Annotated in this window: 23 protein-coding genes, 1 tRNA gene and 1 pseudogene; 4 read left to right on the top strand and 21 right to left on the bottom strand. The window is 50.8% G+C overall.

Going from position 1 to position 22,571, the window contains the following annotated elements:
* Positions 1-96: 96 nt before the first annotated feature.
* Together dnaG and rpoD are read left to right on the top strand one after the other, a co-directional pair.
* The gene (gene dnaG / locus HP572_RS00585) at positions 97-1,851 is read left to right on the top strand and encodes a DNA primase (RefSeq protein WP_240584495.1); all 1,755 of its coding nucleotides are present in this window, start codon (positions 97-99) and stop codon (positions 1,849-1,851) included.
* Between the two features lie 154 nt (positions 1,852-2,005).
* Positions 2,006-3,841, top strand: a complete 1,836-nt coding sequence (gene rpoD, locus HP572_RS00580) for an RNA polymerase sigma factor RpoD (protein WP_014914103.1) — start codon at positions 2,006-2,008, stop codon at positions 3,839-3,841.
* 97 nt (positions 3,842-3,938) lie between these two features.
* On the opposite strand, the gene mug is transcribed toward rpoD, so the two are convergent.
* Positions 3,939-4,442 carry a G/U mismatch-specific DNA glycosylase gene (mug, locus tag HP572_RS00575; protein ID WP_240584494.1) on the bottom strand — a complete coding sequence of 168 codons (504 nt, stop codon included), beginning with the start codon at positions 4,440-4,442 and terminating at the stop codon, positions 3,939-3,941.
* A 140-nt stretch (positions 4,443-4,582) separates the two neighbouring features.
* Here mug and HP572_RS00570 point away from each other — a divergent pair.
* Positions 4,583-4,658 (top strand) — tRNA-Ile (locus HP572_RS00570).
* Between the two features lie 381 nt (positions 4,659-5,039).
* Here HP572_RS00570 and HP572_RS00565 read toward each other — a convergent pair.
* Positions 5,040-5,786, bottom strand: coding sequence for a hypothetical protein (locus HP572_RS00565; RefSeq protein WP_224072566.1), 747 nt, complete (start codon positions 5,784-5,786; stop codon positions 5,040-5,042).
* Between the two features lie 684 nt (positions 5,787-6,470).
* On the opposite strand from HP572_RS00565, the gene HP572_RS00560 reads away from it, so the two are divergent.
* Positions 6,471-6,971 carry a hypothetical protein gene (locus HP572_RS00560; RefSeq protein ID WP_240584493.1) on the top strand — a complete coding sequence of 167 codons (501 nt, stop codon included), beginning with the start codon at positions 6,471-6,473 and terminating at the stop codon, positions 6,969-6,971.
* A gap of 1,076 nt (positions 6,972-8,047) precedes the next feature.
* Here HP572_RS00560 and HP572_RS00555 read toward each other — a convergent pair.
* From HP572_RS00555 to HP572_RS00465, 19 genes and pseudogenes are all read right to left on the bottom strand, one after another.
* On the bottom strand, positions 8,048-8,566 hold the full coding sequence (locus HP572_RS00555; protein WP_240584492.1) for an AlpA family transcriptional regulator: 519 nt from the start codon (positions 8,564-8,566) through the stop codon (positions 8,048-8,050).
* A gap of 72 nt (positions 8,567-8,638) precedes the next feature.
* The gene (locus HP572_RS00550) at positions 8,639-9,304 is read right to left on the bottom strand and encodes a Gp138 family membrane-puncturing spike protein (protein ID WP_240584491.1); all 666 of its coding nucleotides are present in this window, start codon (positions 9,302-9,304) and stop codon (positions 8,639-8,641) included.
* On the bottom strand, positions 9,295-10,209 hold the full coding sequence (locus HP572_RS00545; RefSeq protein WP_240584490.1) for a hypothetical protein: 915 nt from the start codon (positions 10,207-10,209) through the stop codon (positions 9,295-9,297). Before HP572_RS00545 ends, HP572_RS00550 begins: the two co-directional genes overlap by 10 nt.
* Entirely contained in the window at positions 10,196-11,896 is a 1,701-nt protein-coding gene (locus HP572_RS00540; protein WP_240584489.1) for a lytic transglycosylase domain-containing protein, read from the bottom strand. Before HP572_RS00540 ends, HP572_RS00545 begins: the two co-directional genes overlap by 14 nt.
* On the bottom strand, positions 11,889-12,068 hold the full coding sequence (locus tag HP572_RS00535; protein WP_039357591.1) for a hypothetical protein: 180 nt from the start codon (positions 12,066-12,068) through the stop codon (positions 11,889-11,891). Before HP572_RS00535 ends, HP572_RS00540 begins: the two co-directional genes overlap by 8 nt.
* Before the next feature lie 489 nt (positions 12,069-12,557).
* Entirely contained in the window at positions 12,558-13,541 is a 984-nt protein-coding gene (locus HP572_RS00530) for a helix-turn-helix domain-containing protein (protein ID WP_240584488.1), read from the bottom strand.
* Positions 13,532-13,984 carry a ProQ/FINO family protein gene (locus HP572_RS00525; RefSeq protein ID WP_240584487.1) on the bottom strand — a complete coding sequence of 151 codons (453 nt, stop codon included), beginning with the start codon at positions 13,982-13,984 and terminating at the stop codon, positions 13,532-13,534. The genes HP572_RS00530 and HP572_RS00525 overlap by 10 nt, the downstream gene beginning before the upstream one ends.
* Before the next feature lie 11 nt (positions 13,985-13,995).
* Entirely contained in the window at positions 13,996-14,433 is a 438-nt protein-coding gene (locus HP572_RS00520) for a single-stranded DNA-binding protein (RefSeq protein WP_240584486.1), read from the bottom strand.
* 169 nt (positions 14,434-14,602) lie between these two features.
* Positions 14,603-17,287: a TOPRIM and DUF927 domain-containing protein gene (locus HP572_RS00515; RefSeq protein WP_240584485.1), complete on the bottom strand. Its 2,685-nt coding sequence runs from the start codon at positions 17,285-17,287 to the stop codon at positions 14,603-14,605.
* Between the two features lie 10 nt (positions 17,288-17,297).
* Entirely contained in the window at positions 17,298-17,930 is a 633-nt protein-coding gene (locus HP572_RS00510; protein ID WP_240584484.1) for a hypothetical protein, read from the bottom strand.
* The gene (locus HP572_RS00505; RefSeq protein ID WP_240584483.1) at positions 17,927-18,154 is read right to left on the bottom strand and encodes a hypothetical protein; all 228 of its coding nucleotides are present in this window, start codon (positions 18,152-18,154) and stop codon (positions 17,927-17,929) included. Before HP572_RS00505 ends, HP572_RS00510 begins: the two co-directional genes overlap by 4 nt.
* Positions 18,151-18,360: a hypothetical protein gene (locus tag HP572_RS00500; protein ID WP_052201314.1), complete on the bottom strand. Its 210-nt coding sequence runs from the start codon at positions 18,358-18,360 to the stop codon at positions 18,151-18,153. The genes HP572_RS00505 and HP572_RS00500 overlap by 4 nt, the downstream gene beginning before the upstream one ends.
* On the bottom strand, positions 18,353-18,559 hold the full coding sequence (locus HP572_RS00495; RefSeq protein WP_240584482.1) for a hypothetical protein: 207 nt from the start codon (positions 18,557-18,559) through the stop codon (positions 18,353-18,355). Before HP572_RS00495 ends, HP572_RS00500 begins: the two co-directional genes overlap by 8 nt.
* A 170-nt stretch (positions 18,560-18,729) precedes the next feature.
* Positions 18,730-18,930, bottom strand: coding sequence for a host cell division inhibitor Icd-like protein (locus tag HP572_RS00490; RefSeq protein ID WP_240585814.1), 201 nt, complete (start codon positions 18,928-18,930; stop codon positions 18,730-18,732).
* 26 nt (positions 18,931-18,956) lie between these two features.
* Positions 18,957-19,529 (bottom strand): annotated as a pseudogene (locus HP572_RS00485) (ash family protein); the annotation flags it as partial.
* A 14-nt stretch (positions 19,530-19,543) separates the two neighbouring features.
* Entirely contained in the window at positions 19,544-19,990 is a 447-nt protein-coding gene (locus HP572_RS00480; protein ID WP_240584481.1) for a hypothetical protein, read from the bottom strand.
* A gap of 8 nt (positions 19,991-19,998) precedes the next feature.
* Positions 19,999-20,199: a helix-turn-helix domain-containing protein gene (locus tag HP572_RS00475; protein ID WP_240584480.1), complete on the bottom strand. Its 201-nt coding sequence runs from the start codon at positions 20,197-20,199 to the stop codon at positions 19,999-20,001.
* Positions 20,200-20,297: 98 nt separating this feature from the next.
* The gene (locus HP572_RS00470; RefSeq protein WP_240584479.1) at positions 20,298-20,963 is read right to left on the bottom strand and encodes a hypothetical protein; all 666 of its coding nucleotides are present in this window, start codon (positions 20,961-20,963) and stop codon (positions 20,298-20,300) included.
* Positions 20,960-22,387: a site-specific integrase gene (locus HP572_RS00465; RefSeq protein ID WP_240584478.1), complete on the bottom strand. Its 1,428-nt coding sequence runs from the start codon at positions 22,385-22,387 to the stop codon at positions 20,960-20,962. Before HP572_RS00465 ends, HP572_RS00470 begins: the two co-directional genes overlap by 4 nt.
* Positions 22,388-22,571: the final 184 nt, after the last annotated feature.

Below are 22,571 nucleotides of genomic sequence, written 5' to 3'. Positions count from 1 at the left end.
GTAAGGCCGTGCTTTCCGAAAGGAAGCGCGGCTTGTTGTCGTTTATAAGCTATATCCAATGTAATCACCTTACAGAAGGGTATACACCAGGGGCTTATGGCTGGACGAATCCCACGCGTATTTATTAATGACCTGCTGGCTCGCACCGACATCGTCGATCTCATTGACGCGCGCGTCAAACTGAAAAAGCAGGGCAAAAATTACCATGCGTGCTGCCCGTTCCATCACGAGAAAACCCCCTCATTCACCGTAAACGGTGACAAACAGTTCTATCACTGTTTTGGCTGTGGCGCACACGGCAACGCCATAGACTTTTTGATGAATTACGATCGTCTCGAATTCGTTGAAACCATTGAAGAACTTGCCACCCAATACGGCCTCGAAGTGCCTTATGAAACCGGCACTGGCCCAACCCAGTTAGAGCGTCACCAACGGCAAAGTCTGTACGAATTGATGGGACAGCTCAGCGGGTTTTATCAACAAGCATTAAGCCAATCAGTCGGTGCGCCAGCGTTGCAGTATCTGCAACAGCGCGGTTTAAGCGCAGAAGTAATCAGCCATTTTGCGATTGGCTTCGCCCCGCCCGGCTGGGATAACGTTTTAAAGCGCTTTGGCCGCAATGATGACGATCGCAGCACATTGAACGATGCCGGCATGCTGGTGACTAACGATCAGGGCCGGATGTACGACCGCTTCCGCGAGCGTGTGATGTTCCCCATCCGCGACAAACGGGGACGAGTCATTGCCTTCGGCGGACGCGTATTAGGCGACGGTACACCAAAGTACCTTAACTCGCCGGAAACAGAAATTTTTCATAAAGGTCGCCAGCTGTACGGCCTTTATGAAGCGCAGCAAAATCACCCAGAGCTCAAGCGACTTTTGGTTGTTGAAGGCTATATGGATGTGGTGGCGCTGGCGCAGTTTGGTATTGATTATGCGGTGGCATCGCTGGGTACCTCCACGACCGCCGATCACATTCAGTTACTATTTCGCGCCACCGATCTGGTGGTGTGTTGTTACGACGGAGACCGTGCCGGACGCGAAGCGGCATGGCGTGCGCTGGAAACTGCGCTACCCTATTTGAACGATGGTCGTCAGCTACGCTTTATGTTCCTGCCGGACGGTGAAGATCCCGATACGCTGGTGCGTCAAGAAGGCAAAGTCGCCTTTGAACAGCGCATGGAACAGGCCCTGCCGCTGTCGCAGTTTCTGTTTGAAACGCTGCAACAGCAGGTGGACATGAGTTCACCCGATGGCCGTACCAAGCTCAGCACGCTGGCACTGCCGCTGATAGGCCAGGTACCGGGAGAAACGCTGCGGCTGTATTTGCGCCAGCAGCTCGGCAACAAGCTGGGCATTTTGGACGACAGCCAGTTGGACAGACTGCTCCCAAAAGTGGCTGAGCAGGCTCAATCCTACCAGCCGCCGCAACTAAAAGTCACAACTATGCGTATACTTATAGGGCTTTTAGTACAAAACCCAAGACTGGCAGCAGAGGTGCCTGACCTCGCGCTGGAAGGCATTGAAGAAGACAAAGTGGCGGGTTTATCCCTGTTTCAGGACTTGGTGAAAACCTGCAATGCCAGCCCTGGGATGAACATGGGTCTGCTGTTGGAAAAATATCGCGACAGCAAGTACCGCAAGCAGCTTGAAACTATGGCTTCATGGAACCATATGATCGTAGAGGAAGAGCTCGACGAGAAGTTCAGAATCAGTCTGGCAGAGCTCTACGATCAGCTGTTGAAACAGCGACAAGAAACATTGATTGCCCGTGACAGAACGCATGGGCTCAACGCCAAAGAAAAAAAAGAGCTTTGGTCGTTGCAACTGGCGTTGACCAGAAAACACTGATACAGAGGCTTAATTGCCGATAAATAGCAGGGTTGAGCCCTGCAAAGAGCCGCTACAGGGGCCGCGGCGATAAGAAAAATACCCCTAATGCTATTGTTAGCGAACTACGCTGACCGACACCAACCCAAATACTCTGAAGTGTGGATACCGTCTTATGGAGCAAAACCCGCAGTCACAGCTGAAGCTGCTTGTCACCCGTGGTAAGGAGCAAGGCTACCTGACCTATGCTGAGGTCAATGACCATCTGCCGGAAGATATCATCGACTCGGATCAGATCGAAGATATCATCCAGATGATTAACGACATGGGCATCCAGGTGATGGAAGAAGCACCGGATGCAGACGATCTGTTGCTAGCCGAAAACACCAATGATGCCGATGAAGATGCGGCAGAAGCTGCTGCGCAGGTTCTATCCAGTGTTGAATCGGAAATTGGTCGCACCACCGACCCGGTTCGCATGTACATGCGTGAAATGGGTACCGTTGAACTGTTGACGCGCGAAGGCGAGATCGATATCGCCAAGCGTATTGAAGACGGTATCAACCAGGTTCAGTGCTCTGTTGCGGAGTATCCTGAAGCCATTACTTACCTGCTGGAACAGTATGACCGCGTCGAAGCGGGCGAAAGCCGCCTGTCCGACCTGATTACTGGCTTCGTCGATCCTAATGCGGAAGAGGACATTGCGCCTACCGCGACTCACGTTGGTTCTGAGCTTTCGAGCGAAGAAATGGACGATGACGACGAGGAAGAAGACGACGAAGAAGAAGAAGACGACAACAGCATCGATCCTGAGCTGGCGCGTGAGAAGTTCACCGAGCTGCGTGAGCAATATGAAACGACTCGTCAGGTTATCAAAGCTCACGGTCGTAGCCATGCGCTGGCAGCACAGGAAATCCTGAATCTGTCCGAAGTCTTCAAACAGTTCCGTCTGGTGCCAAAACAGTTTGATTTCCTGGTTAACAGCATGCGTTCCATGATGGATCGCGTTCGTACTCAGGAACGTTTGATCATCAAGTTGTGTGTTGAACAGTGCAAAATGCCGAAGAAAAACTTCGTCACGATGTTCACTGGCAATGAAACCAACAACACCTGGTTTGCCGCAGCAGTCGCCATGGGCAAGCCATGGTCTGAAAAGCTGAATGATGTTGAAGAAGACGTCACCCGCAGCCTGCAAAAACTGCAGCAGATCGAAGAAGAAACTGGCCTGACGATCGAGCAAGTTAAAGACATCAACCGCCGTATGTCGATTGGTGAAGCGAAAGCGCGTCGCGCCAAGAAAGAAATGGTGGAAGCTAACCTCCGTCTGGTTATTTCTATCGCGAAGAAATACACCAACCGTGGTTTGCAGTTCCTCGACCTGATTCAGGAAGGCAACATCGGTCTGATGAAAGCGGTAGATAAGTTTGAATATCGCCGTGGCTACAAGTTCTCGACCTATGCCACCTGGTGGATCCGTCAGGCGATCACGCGTTCTATCGCCGATCAGGCGCGTACTATCCGTATTCCGGTACACATGATTGAGACGATCAACAAACTGAACCGTATCTCTCGTCAGATGTTGCAGGAAATGGGTCGCGAGCCGACGCCGGAAGAGCTGGCTGAGCGTATGCTGATGCCGGAAGACAAGATCCGTAAAGTGCTGAAAATCGCGAAAGAGCCGATTTCAATGGAAACCCCAATTGGTGATGATGAAGATTCACATTTGGGCGATTTCATCGAAGATACGACGCTGGAGCTGCCGCTGGATTCCGCCACGTCGGAAAGCCTGCGTTCTGCGACACACGACGTTCTGGCTGGCTTGACCGCACGTGAAGCGAAAGTCCTGCGCATGCGTTTCGGTATCGATATGAACACCGACCATACGCTGGAAGAAGTGGGCAAACAGTTTGACGTTACGCGTGAACGTATTCGTCAGATCGAAGCGAAAGCGCTGCGTAAACTGCGCCACCCAAGCCGTTCCGAAGTGCTGCGTAGCTTCCTGGATGATTAATTCATTCCTCAGCTAATCTGCACGTTAGATAGCCACACTAAATAACCCCGGTTCACCGGGGTTATTTTTTACCTCTAAGAACACGCTCGGCCTGCATTTACGCCTTATCCTGCAACGCCTGATGCAGTTCCTGATAAGATGCCACCAGCGACTCCAGCGTCGCCCGATTCAACCCGCTAGGGTTCGGCAGTACCCAAACCTGAGTCTCGCCAATACGCTGCTCCTGACGCCCCCACGAAACCTTCTTGATACCAAACGCCTGACTGAACGCCTGCTTCCCTAATACCGCCAGCGCACGCGGCTGATAGCGCGTCATCTTCTCAACAATCGCATTGCCGCCTTGCAGCAGCTCGTCTCGCCCCAGTTCGGTGGCTTCAACCGTTGGGCGCTCCACCAGCATGGTGATGCCACATCCGGTATCCAGCAGATGCTGTTCTTCCGCGGGTGCCAGCAAACGTTCGGTAAAGCCTGCCTGATAAATCACTTTCCAGAAGCGATTACTGGGGTTCGCGAAGTGGTAACCGTGATGAGCCGTCGACAGCCCAGGGTTGATGCCGCAGAAAACAACCTGAAGATTCATGGCCAGAATATCGGTAATCATGTCTTTCCCTACTTCCGTTGACTACAGCCATCGTAAATTCTGATAAGAATAACAACAAGCTATCTTGAGTATAAAACCACCACCCGACAGATAGGCTATAGACCTCCCCCCTCACATTACCGTATAATCATCGCCCATTCGGCCCCTTAGCTCAGTGGTTAGAGCAGGCGACTCATAATCGCTTGGTCGCTGGTTCAAGTCCAGCAGGGGCCACCAGACATATCAAGGAGTTGCGTTAATAGCGCGACTCCTTTGTTTTTTCGGGGATATGCCGGGGATATTTTGCAGGGGTAATCATGGTGATTATTGGCTATTTTATGCTCACACTATAGCTTTACAGCCCTGATCGGTTCGATAGTTCACTTCTCTGAAAACGCATATATAAGCAAAAGTATGTTAGTTCAGTCGGTTCAGTTGGTTCAATTTGTAAAGACGGTTGTTTTAACTAACTATTTCCTCAAAAACTGAACCGACACCATGCCATTTTGAACCAACACGAACCCCTGATTGAACCAACATCATGATCCGCTGCTGCCGTTACCGTTTGAGTGGGTACAAAAAAACCGGCTCTGTAGCCGGTTCATATGGTGATGCGTTCTATTGAGCGCGCTTATACTGCCAAAGGAAAAGCGCCCATTCCCCAAAATCTACCCGGTTCGCATAGAATAAATAGGAGCGAAATGTCTCGTCTGAGATTGACTTGTCGCGTGTCATAGCTGCCCACATGCGCAGCCCTTTAGCCAGGTAAGCCACACAATTGTTATATACCATACCTTGCGTATTCCACGGCATATCATGGGGCTGACACTCGGTTGCCTGATAGTCTATGTGGTCTATAAAACCATTCTTACCTAAATAAAAGAAATCTCGTCCATTAACCCGTACATCATATTTGTCCTCGCGAACACCAGACGGCCATAACGGTGTTACCTTGACAGGGACTCGATCCAATCGGCATGTGACATTCTCCCGATTGATAATATCGAGCAACTTCTTAACGACTTGGTCACTACCAGGTGCTTGCAGGTAGCATCTTTGGCGGGGTATTGAAGCTATGCGTGCCTCTTCCTTCTCACGCTTTGCTATTTCTTCCCTTTCTGCCCGCTCCTGATCTGCCTGCATTTTTTTATTTTTTTCTGCCATCGTGGTATTCCATTTTTTATCTTGCTCAATCTTTTGATTGGAAATACCCGATGAACAGCCAGCAATAAAAAACGGTAGTAATGCTGTCAGTAGTGCCACGTTCCATCGCATAAAGTTACCTCTCATAATCAGATGTACAGGAATGATATCGGCATTCATGGCTGAGTCTGTACCGTTGTTTGTGTCCGTTGCTGGTGGCATAGCTCCACCAGTAGCCATCTTCCGGCATGTAACGCTCATAGCGTTACTATTTCTTACAGCTCTGGCGCAGGATAGGCTCAAAAGCCACGCTCAATTATGTAAAAGCAAATAAAACTATCTCGGCTTTTTGGACGGAAATTTGTAGCTGTTGGCCTACATCGCTTGCCAGATAAGGCGTTACCCGTTTTTCGTTATCCCGATCCGTCTAACCCTGTCTAACTTCCTGGTGAAATTGCGCGGACAGGGCGGAGAAGAATTAAGACGTTTTTTTTGAGTAATCACGCTGTAAACCAATCTGTATAAGGGTTTGCAGTGAATTGGCGTAAGCAATCCGTCATAATCAGTCAAAATTTCACGCCAGTCTTAATAAGCGCGTTCCGCCCCCTCTCGTGACATCAACGTGGGCCACCTCCAGCCTGTTGCTTGCCACAACCATCAAGCTACTTAATCGATGAATAGTGTAATGATAATAAAATCGCAGATGCATGATTAATGAGAACTCCTTAAGGACATCGTTCCGCATTTGAATCTTGTGTGAGAAAGCGGTTTCTTAATCATAACGATATGATTTTTTTGGGTTTTATAAATATCAGTAAGCCATACACGTAAAATCATATATCTTGTAGTGTTGACTATATATTTCATCACCGTGATGATTGGGGAAAATTAATCACGAGAATCAAAATGGCAATTGGCGATCAAGCGCTACGGGATGCGTTTTTCTTTTTTACAGAAATAATTAACGACATATCGACATCAGGGAAACCGATCAATGACGAACAGTGGAACTCGCCGTTGTTGACGTACCTGATGACAAGAAAGCAGCTCAACCATTTAAATCAGATATGTGAAAAAAACGATTGGCCACCACAAACATGCCCAGGGATAACAATCTACCCACGCCATATCCAGCACGTTTTATCATCACGTAGTAGTGATGGGCTCAGTTGGGAAGATGTTGCTGTGATACTAGCAGCGTCATATTCATCACAAAGTATCGTGGCCATAAACAAGGGGCACGAACAGCAGGGCATCATCTTGAACGATCAGAAAGGGATAATGATAGGAAAAAACCGATTTTTCGGGATGGCAATTATTGAGATCTCTATATACGACTTGGCCCCGGTAACTGCGTATCACGCACCCGAGGCCAAAGTTCGTGCCATCAAAAGACGGCCTTTATAGGGCGTAATCAATGGAGGTACGCCACCCTGAGCGGTTTTCCACAATTTAATGCGAATAAACCATAGTGCTCAGCGTTCTTCCTCATCGGTCCACCTTTCGGTGGTCTGCATGGCATCGGCGTTTTTCCATGCGTCACTGATTACTTAAACGTAATATAGCACCGATAAAAACATTGTTCAATTTTGAGTAACGCTTTTCCACAATCCTTAATTAACAAAATTCAACTCCTTTGAAATCTCTCTACAAAAATTCATGATTTTTTAAATGCTTTCAGAATTCACGATAAAATTGGGACACAATTACACTATGTTTATAGTGCCCACTTCATAAGTGCGATCTTCGGTTGTTGTAAACACATGGGCGCATCTATTGAAGTCCCAGCAAAGTGGAAGCACGTATCAGGTTCGTTTTTGGCTGGACCTTTATGATTAGTTAGGAACGAACTCTGCACATCCACCAGCAAAGCCGATACATTCCGATACAGCAAACCTTAGCATTTCTATACATCGTACTGGTCGCGCAAATTGACACTTTCCCGCTGATTAAATGACTGCTTACCCAATCCATTAAGCCCACCAGCTACTACAGAGCCAGCCAGTAAAAAGCCACCAGCAAAGCACAAAGCCAGCTCTCACGCGGTTTTGCGGCAATATCAGCAAATTGATTTCAATTGGCGGGCAATTTGATTTTCAATTTGAAGAATTGATTTTTGGCATAGCGATTTTGTCCGACCGTCCAGTTTCACGACCGTTTTTTTGGTCGGACACTTTACACATTAATGGTCGGGCGCTTTACAGGTGTCTAATGCCACCGGTGGGGTGAGGCATATCTGATAACTGACTGATAAGACAAAGTGATAACGATTCCTCAGAATTGAGGAACGCGCTGATTTACGCCCGACATCCTGCCGATAACCTATATAAATCTCTATATGAGCGCTTTACACATTGGGGGATTCTTGACGCTATCACGGTAAGATTCACGGCAAACCTAGCATTTCTGCGCATCCTAGCGTGATACTCAGATCAAAAGCGTCAAGAGCTGTCAAGATTGCTGCCCTTCACCTGGCTGGTGGTTTATATTTTGGTGCCTTGCCGTAAGCACAATGCTGATAATCCCTGAGGACTCCAATCAGCCTCATCATCAACATGGAATGCGACATAGAAAAGTTCTGCCCGTAAAAAAGTGATCGCCGCATCCACGCATCCTTCATCGTAGAATTCGTGTCGTACACTACCGCCCATGTACAAAGCAATTACGGATTCCTGTTCGTCGTATTCGCTGCTATCAACGTCATAGCCCAACTCCTCCGCAGCAGCCGCCAGACGAGTTAAGCGATCGTCATGATTATCCTCATCAGGTTTTTCGCCATCGTGTTGGCTCACCCATTCAACGGCCTGTTTCCACGTCATTTCCATCGTGCGATGTGGCCACGGTGAATCGCTGGCATGATTTCCACCAGCACGTTTCTGCTCGGTCGCTGCGACATCGATTTTCGCGCCAGAAAGAATCACCTCACCTTTCTTAACCCAGTCGTACACTGTCTGACGGCTTACGCCACAATGCCGTGCATATTCGGCCTTACTCATTAACATGGTCGTATCCTCGCGTTCTGCTGGTGGCCGGTAGCTGTCCGGTACCAATCCGGTATCGTATTCGATAAAGCGTTATCGTGGTCGCTGCGTGCTACCCGTACCCGTTTCCACGCCGTCATGAACGTGATCACTAAACTCGATATTCCCTACTGACAGGCCACCAGCGGTAACCGCTGTCCGCCCGTCTAACGTTGTTTTTCCGCTGTGCGTTATCCCTTCAGGTGAAACCGTCAACGAAACGCCGCCGCACGTCAGAGTTATGCCGCTATCGGTCAAGTGAATACGCACAGAGCCGTCACGATTTGTCATTCCTATGCCAGATGTGGGCAGGTCGGGAATAGCGGTTTTCAGCGATCGATAACCGGGTGAGAAAAACGCATCGTCAGCGGAGAATTGACGTTCGTCAGCAGGCGCAACAATGCCCCCCTGATCGATCCACGCATCGATAGACTGTTTGGCAAAATGGACAAGCCCTTCGGTGCCTGCTGGCAGCTCGTGAAAGACAGCCCACTCAGCGGTACCAGAGAAGCGCACCGGCACATTGATAATAATGGGTACATCAACATAGCGACCGGCTAACTTGCGCTGAATGCCGCACTGTACCTGTGCGCGTTGGGTCGTTGGATTGTAGGCCATGATATGGCCGGGGATCGTCGTCATCACATCCCGTATCGCGGAGGCTTTCACCGCTTCCATTGTGCGGTATAGCGGGTTTTCCTGTGAATTACTCATTGCCATGGCTGTGCCACCTTGTTGCTGCGTATATAAGCGGTAATGGTGGTTGTCCAGTCATCGCGCCAGAAATTGCCGATGTGATCGACGCTTTTCACCACCAGCCTGCTTTTGTTTCGGAATGCTTGTGAATACTCCTGCATATTGACGTGGTACATATCACTAAAGCCCAATTGTTCATGCTCGGAATACACACGGATGACATCACCGGGAGTAATGACGTGATTCAATCTGACATCGACCTCGACATAATCCATATAGATGCGCGGTATGCCTTCCATGCCATGGTTCATGTCGATCACTATCGGATTGCCGCGCTTTTCTGCGCCATTACGGATGATGGCCACGCCGTCTGTTTTCAGCCACCATTCAAAATCGTAAATACGCTTCAGGGCGTCCATCGCGTCTTTGGTCATTGCCATCAGGGTTTTGCCTTGAATGGCGGGGGGCAGATCAGAGAAGTCGCCGATGATTTCCATTGGCAGGCCAAAGGTGTTAGCGGTATCCCGGATAATCTCAATAGCAGGCGTGTTCTCACCCCATGTGTGTGCGATGAAGGAGCTGGACATTTTCTTACCATTACAGAAGCAGTACAGCGTTAGCGTGGTGGCCACACCTTCACGTTGCGTTGAGCGGTTAAATATCTGCCCTCGGTAAATCAGCCCGCAGTTGCCCTGATAACCGGCTTTTATCTCTACCGTGTCGTATTTATTAAAAATATCCCAGCGCATACCTTTTGATGTGCCATAGATCGTGATTTTTGCTTTACCGGTCTTGTTACCCGGCGTATGGGACACATTGAAAATAACCTGCATCGGCGGGGAAAATGTGAGGGTTCCCCTGCTGCTACTGCTTGAAATGGTTATCAGGTAGTCCCGACCAAACTGATAATTTACGTTATCGACCATCATCTTTTATCAGCTCCACATATTCACGCGATTGCTCATCCATCACACGACGAACGGCGCGTTCGGTTTCTTCTACGCCCGCCACGCCGCTAATGGTGATCTGGTTGGAAATCGTTACCGGACGTGATGAGCGGGAGCCGCTGCCATACTCGCCGTCATCATCGTTATAGCTGTTGCGTGGGCGGGGATAGGATGGCGACGTATTATAGGGTGCCATCAGTTCGTTAAATGTAGGGCTGGTGGGCATGTGACCGGTCACCTTGCCGATGTATTTCCTCGTTTCCGCTGGCATGGCGTTCATGCCGTACTCGTCCACGTTCCCCATACCCCAGTTATACGACGCCAGCGCTTTGGGCAGATTGCCGTTGTGCCTGTCCATCAACTGGCGCATATAGCGTGCGGCCGCATCAGCGGATTTCTCCAGATTGAAAACATCAGAGCCATACAGCCCCATGTCTTTGGCTGTGCCGGGCATAAATTGGAATGGTCCCAGTGCGCCTTTGGGGGATATCAGATTTTTGCCACCAGAGGATTCAGTCTGGTAAAGGCCATTGAGTACGCCGGGCGGTAAGCCGTATTTGCCTTCTAAGGAGGAAAACAGTGAATGCTCACCGCTGCGTGGCATCGTTGGGCTGGTGGCGGGGCTATCGTTGGGGGAAATCCAGCGGCCATTTTCATAACGGCCTTTGCCATTACCGATCAGTGCCTGTCCGAAATCGCCCCAGCTCGGTGCTGTGCGGATATTCTGGAAGTATTCAGACTCGCCAAAAATGCTATTCAACGCACCATCAATAAACGGCTCAGCAGTCACCGCCGCCGCCACGGGTAAACCCAGTTTGTGTAAGCCGGGGATACCCAGCGCCTTAGTCGTTTTTGCCGCCGCCAGTACCGCCACACCCGCCGCGATCCCTTTGATATAGGGCAGGCTTTCACGGATAGACGAAACAATATCGGTTTTGTTCGCCAGCAGCCATTCGTCGGTTTTCTGGATAAGTTTGGTAATTTCTGGCGTCAGCAGTGCGCCAATGGAGTTATTCAGATCCATCATGTTGGTGGCAAGGTCAGTGACCGCCGTCCGGTATTCCGTACCGATTTTCACGTCATCGTCGCTGACGCCGGTACTGCGCTTATTGAATTCGGCAAAGTATCGATCAATGCCTGCACGCCCCATACGAAAGAGCTTTTCATCATCTTCATTGATGTTCATCCCTTCGCGGAAGTTTTGCAGGCCATCAAAGCCGGACGCCGCCGCCTGGTTATAGTAATCAGCCATCGTCTTGATCACTTCCACGCTGTCCTTGCCTTGCAGGTCATGAGGGTTAACGCCCGCGTTATTCATAAAGGCTTTATCGCTGAACGTGCCATAGGTGGCGGTGAGCGCCCATGAGTTGGCCTTGTCGATAAGGCTGTTGGCGCTGGTGCGTTTCCCCCCAGACTGCTCCATCGCATAACCCAGTCTCAGCACATCATTACGGGCAATGTTGGCGTGTTTACTGAATGCCTCTAAATCCGTCACCATGCGGGAAAAGCCTGCCGTCATCACATTCAGGCCAGTGATACCCCCCGCAGCAGAGAACAGCAGCAGGGCAGTATCCTTGACACCTTTCAGTGCGTCGGTGGCTTCCTTGAACGATTTTTTATCAACATCCAGCCCCAGCGATACCAGCAGCGAATCAATGGTTTCAGCCATGTGCTACCTCGATATCTTTTAGCGCTTTATCCATCAGGCTGCGTGCAATCACATGGATAGTGGGCGCAACGCCCAGCGGTGACTTGCTGCGCTCCTGTTCCTGAAGACGGCGAATTGTGCTGACCTGTTCTTTACTGAGTAATACTGGTACCACTTTCCCGCGTGCGGTCATATAACACCCCATACATGATATTTATACAGTGGTTATTATTGCATAAATTAAAACGATATCAATTTATGTTGCAAATAATGGGATGTTGAGATGTAAAAAAACCGGATTGATCCGGTTGGTGGGTGCCTTCAGTCTTTAACTAAATAGGTAACACATTGCCCTGTAAACTAAAGCGTCTGACATATAAACCCTATTGATGCGAAAAAGGCGGCAAATCGATTCCATTTCGCTTGGGTTTGCATACTTAATACCAAGTTATGCATGTCTACTGGCTTCTTACCTTCTCCCATGGCGAGTATTACCACATTGGGCTTTGTTCTTGATGTGTAAAGACTGGAAATTAACCAACATATGGCAGATAGGAAGGTAAAAATAGAATCCAATCGGTATTCTTTAATCCAAATTACTATCTCATTCATTATCAATCACATCCTCTATCAATATTGGTGAAGTGTATTTGATTCAGAATATAGCTGTTCATCAGTGCTTTTACCCATCCAGCCCGCCACCCAGCAAGTTGAGGTACACCGCATCGTTATTCCCGCCATATTCTTGGTGCCGGTCGCTTTTCAGGAACCATTTCAGCACGGCGAGTGCCTCCTGCTGGTGGATCGGGCTGATCGTGGATAGTTTGCCACTCAGCCAATCTTCCCGATCACAGACGCATGGATTGTGTTCATAGGACATATCCCCCAGTTCTTTGCTGGCGGCGTTGCGCACGGCATAGAGCCAATTCCAGTATTCAAACTCGATCACCACATCCGAAAGCGTGTGAGGCTCTGGCAGAATGTCACAAAAGCCCCGGTGAGCGACTGAACGGGCATCAGCTACATCCACGCAACGTAGCCCTTTCAATTCTCCGCTCGTTACCTCGTCCGGTGTCATACCGTAGTGCTTATCCACCAGCAAGCCGGATTGTTCAATCAGACGCTCTGGCTCGGTTGGCTCCATCGCGGCTTCATAGCTGCCGTAATACGCCCGTACCTGGCTGGCGGTATCAATGGCTTTCCTCGCGTTCTCAATACAGCGTTGCGGATTATCCATCCCGATGGTACTGAATGCCGCAATAAACAATTCTTGCCCCTGCGACACCATCCAGTTGCGGTAGAGTTTTTCAGCCTCCTTCGGTGTGATGGTGAATTTTTGCAGGGCGATTTCGGCCGCTGGCAGGTGGGCAGGCTCATCCAGCTTGATAACCTCCAGCACCCACAGATACGCATCTGTCTGGCGGTGTCCGGTAATCACCCGTTGTGGGGGTAACGGTTTGACGGTCGCCAGCGCGGTGCTGTAACGCGGTTCAGGGATGGAGAACATCGCCCTATGCGCCGGATTGTCCGCAAACAGTCCGCTTCGCTGGCAGACACTGCGCACGGTCGGGTGTTTCATACCCATATGCGTGGCTATCGTGCGGTAACCCATCCCGCCACGTTTGAGGCGGATAATCTCCGCCTTCTGTGCCTGCGTCAGTCGCATTTTGCATCCTCTGTGCGCAGGGCGGTTTTCTGCTTGCGCTGCGCTCTGGCACGCTCCTGCTGTTCGGTGGTGACTTCCCCCAGAGGATTGCCGTTCAGGTCATAGCGTTGCCCACCAGCGGCCAGCGCTTTGATGTAGGCAGAGCGGTGGACATACAACCCCAGCGAAAAACGCAGCGAACCCGCGCCGGATAATTGGCGACGTTCAATATCTGCCGCCAGCGCCTTATCGATCCCGATAGCCAGCGGGCGGGGATTTTCCAGACTGAACGTATCCGGCCAGAGTAAAACCAGCCGTTCGAGTTTTTTCCGGTTCTTGCGGTGCTGCTTATTGCCTGTTTTGTCCGTTGCCTGTGAAGGTTTGGCTGTGACATGTCCCGGCGTTGTTACCTTGTTCACGGTGGCACGCTTCAGACGCAATACGGTACGTGTGTTCTCTGTCATTGTGGTGCTCCTCAAAATGGCGCGTCATCGCTGAAATCAGATGCGTGACGGCCGTCAGCCTGTGCGCTTTGTTCATGTGCGCGGCGTAGCGCATCAGTGGGTTGGCCTGCCGCACCTTTGCGGCTTCCGGGTCGTACCGTGCGGGCGCTTACCACACTGTCGGCAATTACCTGATAACCGATCTGCGCGTTACCGTGGCCGTCTGTCCACTGGGTGATCTGCATGTTGCCCGATATGCTCATCAGGTCGCCTTTCTGGTGTTTCGCCAGCGCGTCCGCCTGTTTGCCAAAGGCCGTCACCGCCAGCCAGAAAGTGGCCTCGCCGTTCTCTGCCTTCTGACAGGGCAGCGGTACCGCCATGCGGGTGAAACTCATCGTGTTACCGTTGCTGGTGGTACGGCTTTGCACGTCCACCACCAGGCGACCATAAGCGGAAATTTGTGCTGTCATGGTTGTTTTCCTCTCCTCAGCCGTTTATCGCTGTTGGTTCAAAATGCCCGTTTGTTGGTTCAGTGTTGGTTCAAAATAGGAAATATTTTCCTTACATAACAATCATCTTTACACATTGAACCAACTGAACTTACTGAACCAACACACTTTCTACGTGTGTGAAGCAATCCTATTCTGGCTGGCCGTCTTCCGGGCGATACTGAAGGACGTAGACGTTTATCTGTCGCCCATCAATACGCGGAGACTTACGCTGATAGCCGCGCCCGCTGGTGGGCGGGGTCAACATACCCGCGCTGCGCAGGATTTCGGCAAACTGTTTGGCGTTAAATCCCTTGGCAATTTCGCCCTCAAACGCGGCGGGGAAGGTGTAGAACACCATCGGTGAATCGTCGTGTTTGCCGCGGTCACGGTATCCGGCCAAATCCCGGATAGGCAGGCTGGCGCTATCGTAAGGTAGTGGCGCGAACCGGCTTCGCCCACACGCATTCAGGAACGCCTCGCACTGCTCGATAATCTGCTGGTGCTCTTTGTTGCCGGTACCGAATTCACGCACCCAGGCATTGAAGCTGTGCTGTATCGCGTCGCGGCTCGTCTGCTCATCCCAGCCAGTAATAACCTTGCCCAGCGATAGCGCCGCCTCCATCACGGCAAACCGTGCGGCCACGCGGTGAACCTGTTCGCCATAGTCGGAGGGGATTAACCCGCGCCAGCGCATTTCGGCTGCTCTCACAGCCTCGATAGCCTGTTGCGGGTGGTCGGCAAGATACTTGATCCATTCGCGCCCGGCTGCGCCGTAGTGCCGCTGATAGGCATCTTTCAGCGCATCGGCGTGCTGTTTGCCGTTGTTGTGCTCATGAAAGCGCATCGCCTTGCTTAACGGGATATTCAGCAGGCGTACCAGTTGCCCGGCTTTGGTCTTTCTGCCTACGCTGGCGATGAAGGTTTCCAAATCCATTTCGCCGGTGCTGATCGCCACCGTGCGCCAGCGTTTTAAATCCCGGTTGCCGCCTTCTTTGGCTCCCTGTAGCTTCCCAACACCATTAAACAGGGCATAGGCGGCTTGCGCCACGCTCACCGGGTCAGCGCCTTGCCCGACTTCATCCAGTGGCATCAGGCCGTCATTGTGGGCGGCGGCTTCGTTCGCCAGCCCCAGCGCGGTGCCGTACCACGTCAGGCGCAGTAAATCAGGGTTGCCGTACAGACTGGCGGAGACATTCGCCGCCGTGGTTTTACCGGCACTGGATTGCTCATAGAAATGGATACCGAACCCGTCCGAACCAGATAGCCCAATAAGCGGAGCAGATAACGCCGCCGCTATGCCGGTCATCATGGAATAGTTGCCGTCCACCAGCCGCGCAATGCTGTGACGCCAGCTTTCGGCAGTGCCTTTGACGGTGTAGCCCGCCGCCGCAGAGCTGCGACCGTTGAACAGTACCGGCCTGTCGGGTTGTCCGATAATTTCACCGTCCGGCATGATGTAGGCACCACACTGCCAGCCTGTGGCGTGGGCGATATGCCAAATCTCATGCACCGCGCTGCGCTGGAGCCAGTCGGCCAGTATCGCCCTCAGGCTGTTTTTGGTGGTGACGTTCACACCGCCATTTTTCAGCGTTCGCCAGCCTTCGCGCTCACCGATATCAGCCAGTGGTATAGCCTGCGTGGTATCTGCGTTCGCGCCGATTGCCCGCCAGCGTAGTATCAGGTATTGATCTTTTTCATCCCGACCAATGCCCACCACGTTCAGCGCGGAGCATAGCCAGCTTTCGTTGTTGATCACCTCGCCACTGTCTTTATCCACTTTTGGGGTAAGCCAGAAAACGCCATCTTTTCGGCTTTCTACACGCGGCCTTAACGGGTCGTCACGTGTCGGTTTATCACCGCTAGGCACCGGATAGAGCGAATCGGAAAACGCCTGTGTCGCGGCGGTCAGTCCGTGTTGCTGGCGGTAATCGTCCCAGTCGGCTTTTTCGCTGGTGGGCGGTAGGGATACCCAGCCGTTCACCTCACGGGCGGCTTTCTCTGCCCAGTCTTTCCCCGCGTTCGGCTTACCTGCCACGATGTCGTTATCCGCGGCAAAGATGATTTGCGCATTGGGATACAGAGCACGCATCGTCTTTGCGACCGGCACCATGTTGCCTGCATCGATAGCGGCGATGGTCAGCGCATCAGGGCGCATCAGGTGAGCACTTAACGCAGTCGCCAGTCCCTCACCAATAATCACCGTATCGGGCTGTTCTGAGGCATTAACAACGTGATACGCCCCGCGCTTGGTGGAATCCGTCACCAGCCGCTTATTACCATCAGGTTTTATTGTCTGTGCGGCGATGGTGGCACCGTTCGCGTCCTGTAACACCAGCAGCAGGGAGCCATCAGGCAGCAGCGAATAAGAAAAGCCGGTTAACCCTTTCCCAGCCAGATAAGCAGACTCCCCCGGCTGTGCCTGTGCGGTCAGCGTCGCCAGCCGTGCGGCAAAGCGCTGGGATTTTTCTTCAACGGCAGGGGAACTCCCGTTATTTTCCGTTGGCGGTTCACTTTGGCGGGTGGGTTGTTCCCATATCTGGCTATCGATACCCAACGCCTCCGCCACCAGCTGCGCGGCGTCCATCGCGGCACACTGGCGAACGTTCATCACCAGCGCCAGCCCGTCACCGGCTTCCGGCTCACAGTGGCGGCAATGCCATGTCCCGCGCCCTTCCAGATTATCGAACTGAAAGCGATCGGTACCGCCACAGGCCGGGCAAGGGGTTAGCGTTGTTGGATGACGGGGAACCTCGATCCCCAATTGAGAAAGCACATCAGGCCAGCGTCCACCAGCAGCGGCGGATACCTTGCGAATAAAATCGATATTACGCATTCACTCGCCCTCAGTGCGCCGTCAGTGTTGGGGGAACGCCACCCAGTTTGATGGTCTGTATGGCGCCGTCATGCAACTTTGCCATCACCCCGCGTCCGATATCGGTTAGCCCGTCAGCGGCAAAGTCAATCATGGCGACATAGAACGTCAGCGCGTGGCGTAATCCTTCCTCTTCGCCATAACACTCCACCAGCCCGCGCTCTACAGTGCTGGCGATAGCAGAACGTTCGGCATGGGGATAAATAGGGATATCTCCGTATTTGCCGCGATACAGTACGGCGGTCGTCTGGCGTCCCTGCTCATCGAATACAGTGATATGGCCATTTGCCGCTTCCTGTTCAAGCACGAATTTCACCGAGACGAACCAGCGCCATAGAATCAATTGCTGCCTGTCACTGGGCTGGAAGTAACCCAGCACAACGGCGTCAGTGAGTGCGCGGATCATGTGAATACCGGTTAATAAGGCATGGTCGTAAGCATCGCTATCCAGACGAGCAACGCCTTCATCAAAGGATATCAGCAGCACCTCACTGCCTTGTGTGGCGGCGTTTTGAAGCGTAATGCGGATACCTTCGGGCAGCGCCTCGATGTGGTCACTGGCGAATTGCGTCGCCAGCGTGGAAAAGGGAAGTAGTCGATTCACTTTGTGTCTCCTGTCTTACTCACACCCATCTCTTCCGCCTTTTCCAGACAGGAAATGGCTTCGATAACCTGATCCATCACGATAGCGACACGGATAGATTCACCCTCGCGGGCTTCATCGTTTGGGATGAGGTTCAGCCACATATCAAGGATCTCTTTCGATTTTTTGACGTGGTGTAACGCTTCCTCAACCTTGCACTGGATTTCATAAACCTGTCTGCTCATGCTGCCGCCCCTGTGTCCGGTGAAATCACCTGATAGCCCGCACGGGTTGCCAGCTCCAGAAAGGTATCGAGTCCGGCCACCAGCTCATCATCGAATAGTCGGCGGTCGCTGGTGGCTCTGCCGTTCTTCACGTACACCAGCACGCGCCCTGTGAAATCAGGGGTAACTTGCAGCGTGGCGGTAATGGTTGGTGTCTGGTTAGGCATGGCTACCCCCTTTAGAAACTTCACAGGCGTAATCATGAGCAATATCGATTAACTCAATGCCTACGCTACGGTGGCGCTCGGTGTTCATCAGAAACATGCCCGCATTCAGCAATCCGGCAATATTAGTGATCGCATCCTCGGCATTCATCGCCATGCCTTTGAACGGGTTAGCGGCTGTGTTTTGCGCATTACTAGTCATGGGACACCTCCGCTTGTGCAGGTTCTGCCTGACTGGCGCGGTACAGGTGATCGATACGTTCTTGCAGGACAAACAGCAGAATTTCACGCGCTTGAGGTTCATCGGTACTAACCGCGGCGTAGGCCAGTGCGCGGCATTGGTCGATAATTTCTTCCAGTTCTAACGGGGTGTTATCGAACATAGCGCACCTCCTGAACGGGCAGGCGACCAGCGAAAAAGCAGACATGATCACGAACCAATACGCGGCGGGCTTCACGCTCAGAAACAGCAGGGATATGGTGGATAACAGGGGTGATCGTCGCACCGTCACGACGAACGGCGGCAATAAGCCAAACAAATTGCGGTTTTTGGGTAGGGGTAGTAGCCGACATGTAGCAGCCTCCTGTAACTGGGATGTAATCCCACCACCGGAAACGCCAATTTCACTGGTGGTGAGCTGAACAGGGTTGGCGTAACCGGCGTTACAGGAAACCGGCGCGGATTGCTCCGCCCCCATCCAGCCCACCATTACTCTGTGAGCGCCGCGAATTATAACCGCAACGCTGAAAAAAGGGTGTGCAGATGTGAGGACACAAAAAAAGACGCTAGGCGCGTCATGTGTCGCCTGTAACATTACCGGGACGCCAATCCCGGCACCAGATTTTGCTGGTGCCATATGACCATAGCCCATACTTACAGCAAACGGCAAGCGGTTTTTGCGTACAGTGTGCGCAGTGTTGATTAACAGTATGGAAGCATTACGCATGATTACCCCCAAATGTTTTGCCATGTCCGAAGCGATGGTGTAATCAACATCAGGGTGACCAGTTCCGGTAATTTCCACCCATTCCGGTGTTAATTGATCAAAATATGTTCCTTGCACAAAACCGTACTGAGAAATTCGACCATTAAACCAACTGGAAATATCGTTCTGGCTGTTTTCAGGGTGAGCGAATCCCTGACCGTTAAGGTCATTATTTTTTGATGTCATAAAATCAGGCTCCGTTAGCTGGCGGCGTAATCCGGGTACAGGCTCAGGATATGGTTAATTTCCTGTTGGGTAAGCGGCTGGTGGCCGTTAATATCGGCATTGGTATTTACCAGGCGAATGACGCGGGAAATATCATCACGCTTTGCAAACCGATAACGATAGTGACTGCCGATCCCGTCTGTGTTCGGTTCGTCAATACGCTCTAACTGAATATCAAGCAGGCGTTCTAATTCAGTAGCGTAATTCCGACCAGAAGAAAGGCGGCAATGGCGGAGAATGTCATTCTCAGTAAACCCACCAGCACCGGAACGCAACATGAAAACCCTTGCGCGATGCTTCTTAGGGACTGGCCTTATCCGCTCTGGCTGGCTATTATGTCCACCAGCAATATTAGTTTGCGCAGCAGGTTTTATTTGTTCAAGTTGACGCTCGGTAGCACGGGCGTTTTTCATTTCATCCATTCGCCACCTCACGCACACTGCCGAACTGACGCCAGATAGGCATCTAAATCCGATTTGAGATAGATCGTTTTCTTGCGACCGACTTTATAGAAGGGAATTTTCACACGCCCAGAGCTATGCCAATTCGCCAACGTTCGCGGACTCACCCCGATATAATCGGCTGCTTCTGGTCGAGTAAATTTAGTAGGTTTTGCTTCAATAGCATTCATAACGCTTCACCGTGTCAGTTAGGTAACAACGGTGAAACTATGGGCGTGAAAAATGGTAGTGGATAGACTGTGTAGCGGTTATGCGGGGGGGGTAACCGCTACTCCCCCTCTTCTACTACAAGTGAGAAATTAACGTATGCATTTGGTTTAGGTGGTTGTATTTTTGAATTTCTTATCCATTTATCTAAAGTATCAATGCTCACTTTCTTTTTCTTTTCTTTAAAAAAATCATGTAATTTCCTACACATAGATCCTTTACTAGCTTTGGGGAATTTCTTCCATGTTAGTGAGGCTATTCGTATAGCTTCATCATAATTAGGATTTCTTGGTTTCCTAGCTACTTCACGCAACTTACTTTTATAAGCACTGTCCTCCACTTTATTAAACAGCCGTGGATAATATTTTCGCCTTAACATCGAAGCATAAACGGTATCAGCTAGAGACTGAGCAATTTCTCTCTCCCCTTGGAAATACATAAGTACTGCCGCACAAAAGCTTTTAGTATCTTCATGTGTATCCAATACCCCATTTCTTTTAAACAACTCAATTGCTTCTTCAACTTTCCCATTTTTTCTAAGGAAATTATATTCATCTTCGTGTTCTTTCGCTATATATCCGGATATAGGTTCTTCATATAAACCTTTATCAACAGTAATAGCCTTAACTATTAAAACAAGCTCATCCCAAGGGATCGTTGACAAATCAATTGAATCCTTAGATGCCTCTCTAATTAAACTATCTATTCTAGGCAATAGATCGCTCACCTTTGCGCTCCACTATCTGATTGGTTAAGTAATGCAAAAAGCATTCTTCTTTTCTCCTCTTCCGCCATCGTCCCCATTACTGACAGCAGTTGAGCATCTAAACTAGTAACCTTTTCCACCAGCCCAGCATATTCAAGAATGGCCTGTTCTATCCTTCTGGCTGGTTCCTGCAATTCATCAGCACCGAAATGAAGATAACCCTGCGTTACATCAGCGCTGCGCAACGTTCTATGATTCATAAGACGTTTCAGAATATAAGATCCAACCCCAGCCAGCTCCGCCACCGTGCCAAACGTTCTACGGGCATCATGACATTTGAACTCGATTGCAGGCAGAGCGTCAGGATTAGACTCTGGAACAGTGGCTGCGACGATACGCGCAATCACCCTGCGCGGTTCCCGGATAACTCCACCATTCCGACCAGGGAAAACCTGAGTGTCTGTTGCTCCTTTTACTTGGAGACGACGCCGGAATATTTTCAGTAAGGTTTCGGTAATGGGTAATTCCAGCGGATCGCCGTTTTTGGTGGTATCAATCCAAAAATAGCGACCTCCCATATTCACCCTGTCCCACGTCAGGCCGAAGACCTCCGAACGGCGCAAGCCAGTAAATAAGGCGGTATCGATCGCATCACACATGGATACAGCAATATCATCCCGGGTTTCTGTGGCTTTCTCTCTAACGGCATCAACGGCTTTCAACCAGCGCCCTAAGTCATGGGTACGGATACGCTCGGTTTTTCTGACCGTTCCATGCCACTGACGTTTAGTGCTCAGCACCATCGTAGGCGGTTCGGGGAGCAAGGTTTTCCCTTCATCATCCCGGTAATGATCGTAGGAGAATCGATAAACAGCGCGTAAGGCTCTCGCCCATAAATCTGCCTGTGCTTTACTGCCGGAGCCTACACCAGAACGCAGAGTGCTTTTATCGACCCCAAACCATACAGTGCCTTCTGTAATGGCTTTGTGTCGGTTTTCTACTCGCTCGCGGCTGATGTTCGCCATTGGCTGCTTCATCCAGTCACCAGAGAAATTATTGAGTGTTGCTCTATATTGATGTTCTGTTGTCGCTTTAAGTCGGTGTCCACGGTTATGAATATAAGTATTGATGGCCTCTTCCAGCGTTACCGTGCCTTTGTTCTTTGCACGCCTTAACACATTTGGGTTCTTGCCGTTCGCCGCCACCTCACCAAGTAATTCCAACGCTTTGGCTCTGGCACTATCAACGGTTAGATCGGGGAAGCGCCCCAACGTCACACGGATAAATTTATTATCTCGGTACCGCGTCACACAGAAAGACTTTACGCCCGTTGGCGTAACTCGTAAGCGCAAGCCCTGAACAACGCTATCAGCGAACTCCAGGCGCTTACTCTGATCGGGTTCAATCGCGATAAGAGCGGCCTTTGTGAATCTCAAGGTTTCCATCTATTCCCCAACCCCGGGGATATGCCGGGGATATTTCACATAGGTAATTATGGGTAATATTAGGGTATATTGGAGGGGATGAGTAAGCGATAAATTACTGATTTTTCTATATCAAGTAAAAACAGTGATTTAAGTGACTTAAAACTCATAATCGCTTGGTCGCTGGTTCAAGTCCAGCAGGGGC

This window comes from Pectobacterium sp. PL64, from assembly GCF_022477975.1.
In the GTDB taxonomy this organism is placed as follows: Bacteria; Pseudomonadota; Gammaproteobacteria; order Enterobacterales; family Enterobacteriaceae; genus Pectobacterium; species Pectobacterium jejuense.
This window is presented reverse-complemented; position numbering and strand designations above follow the sequence as displayed.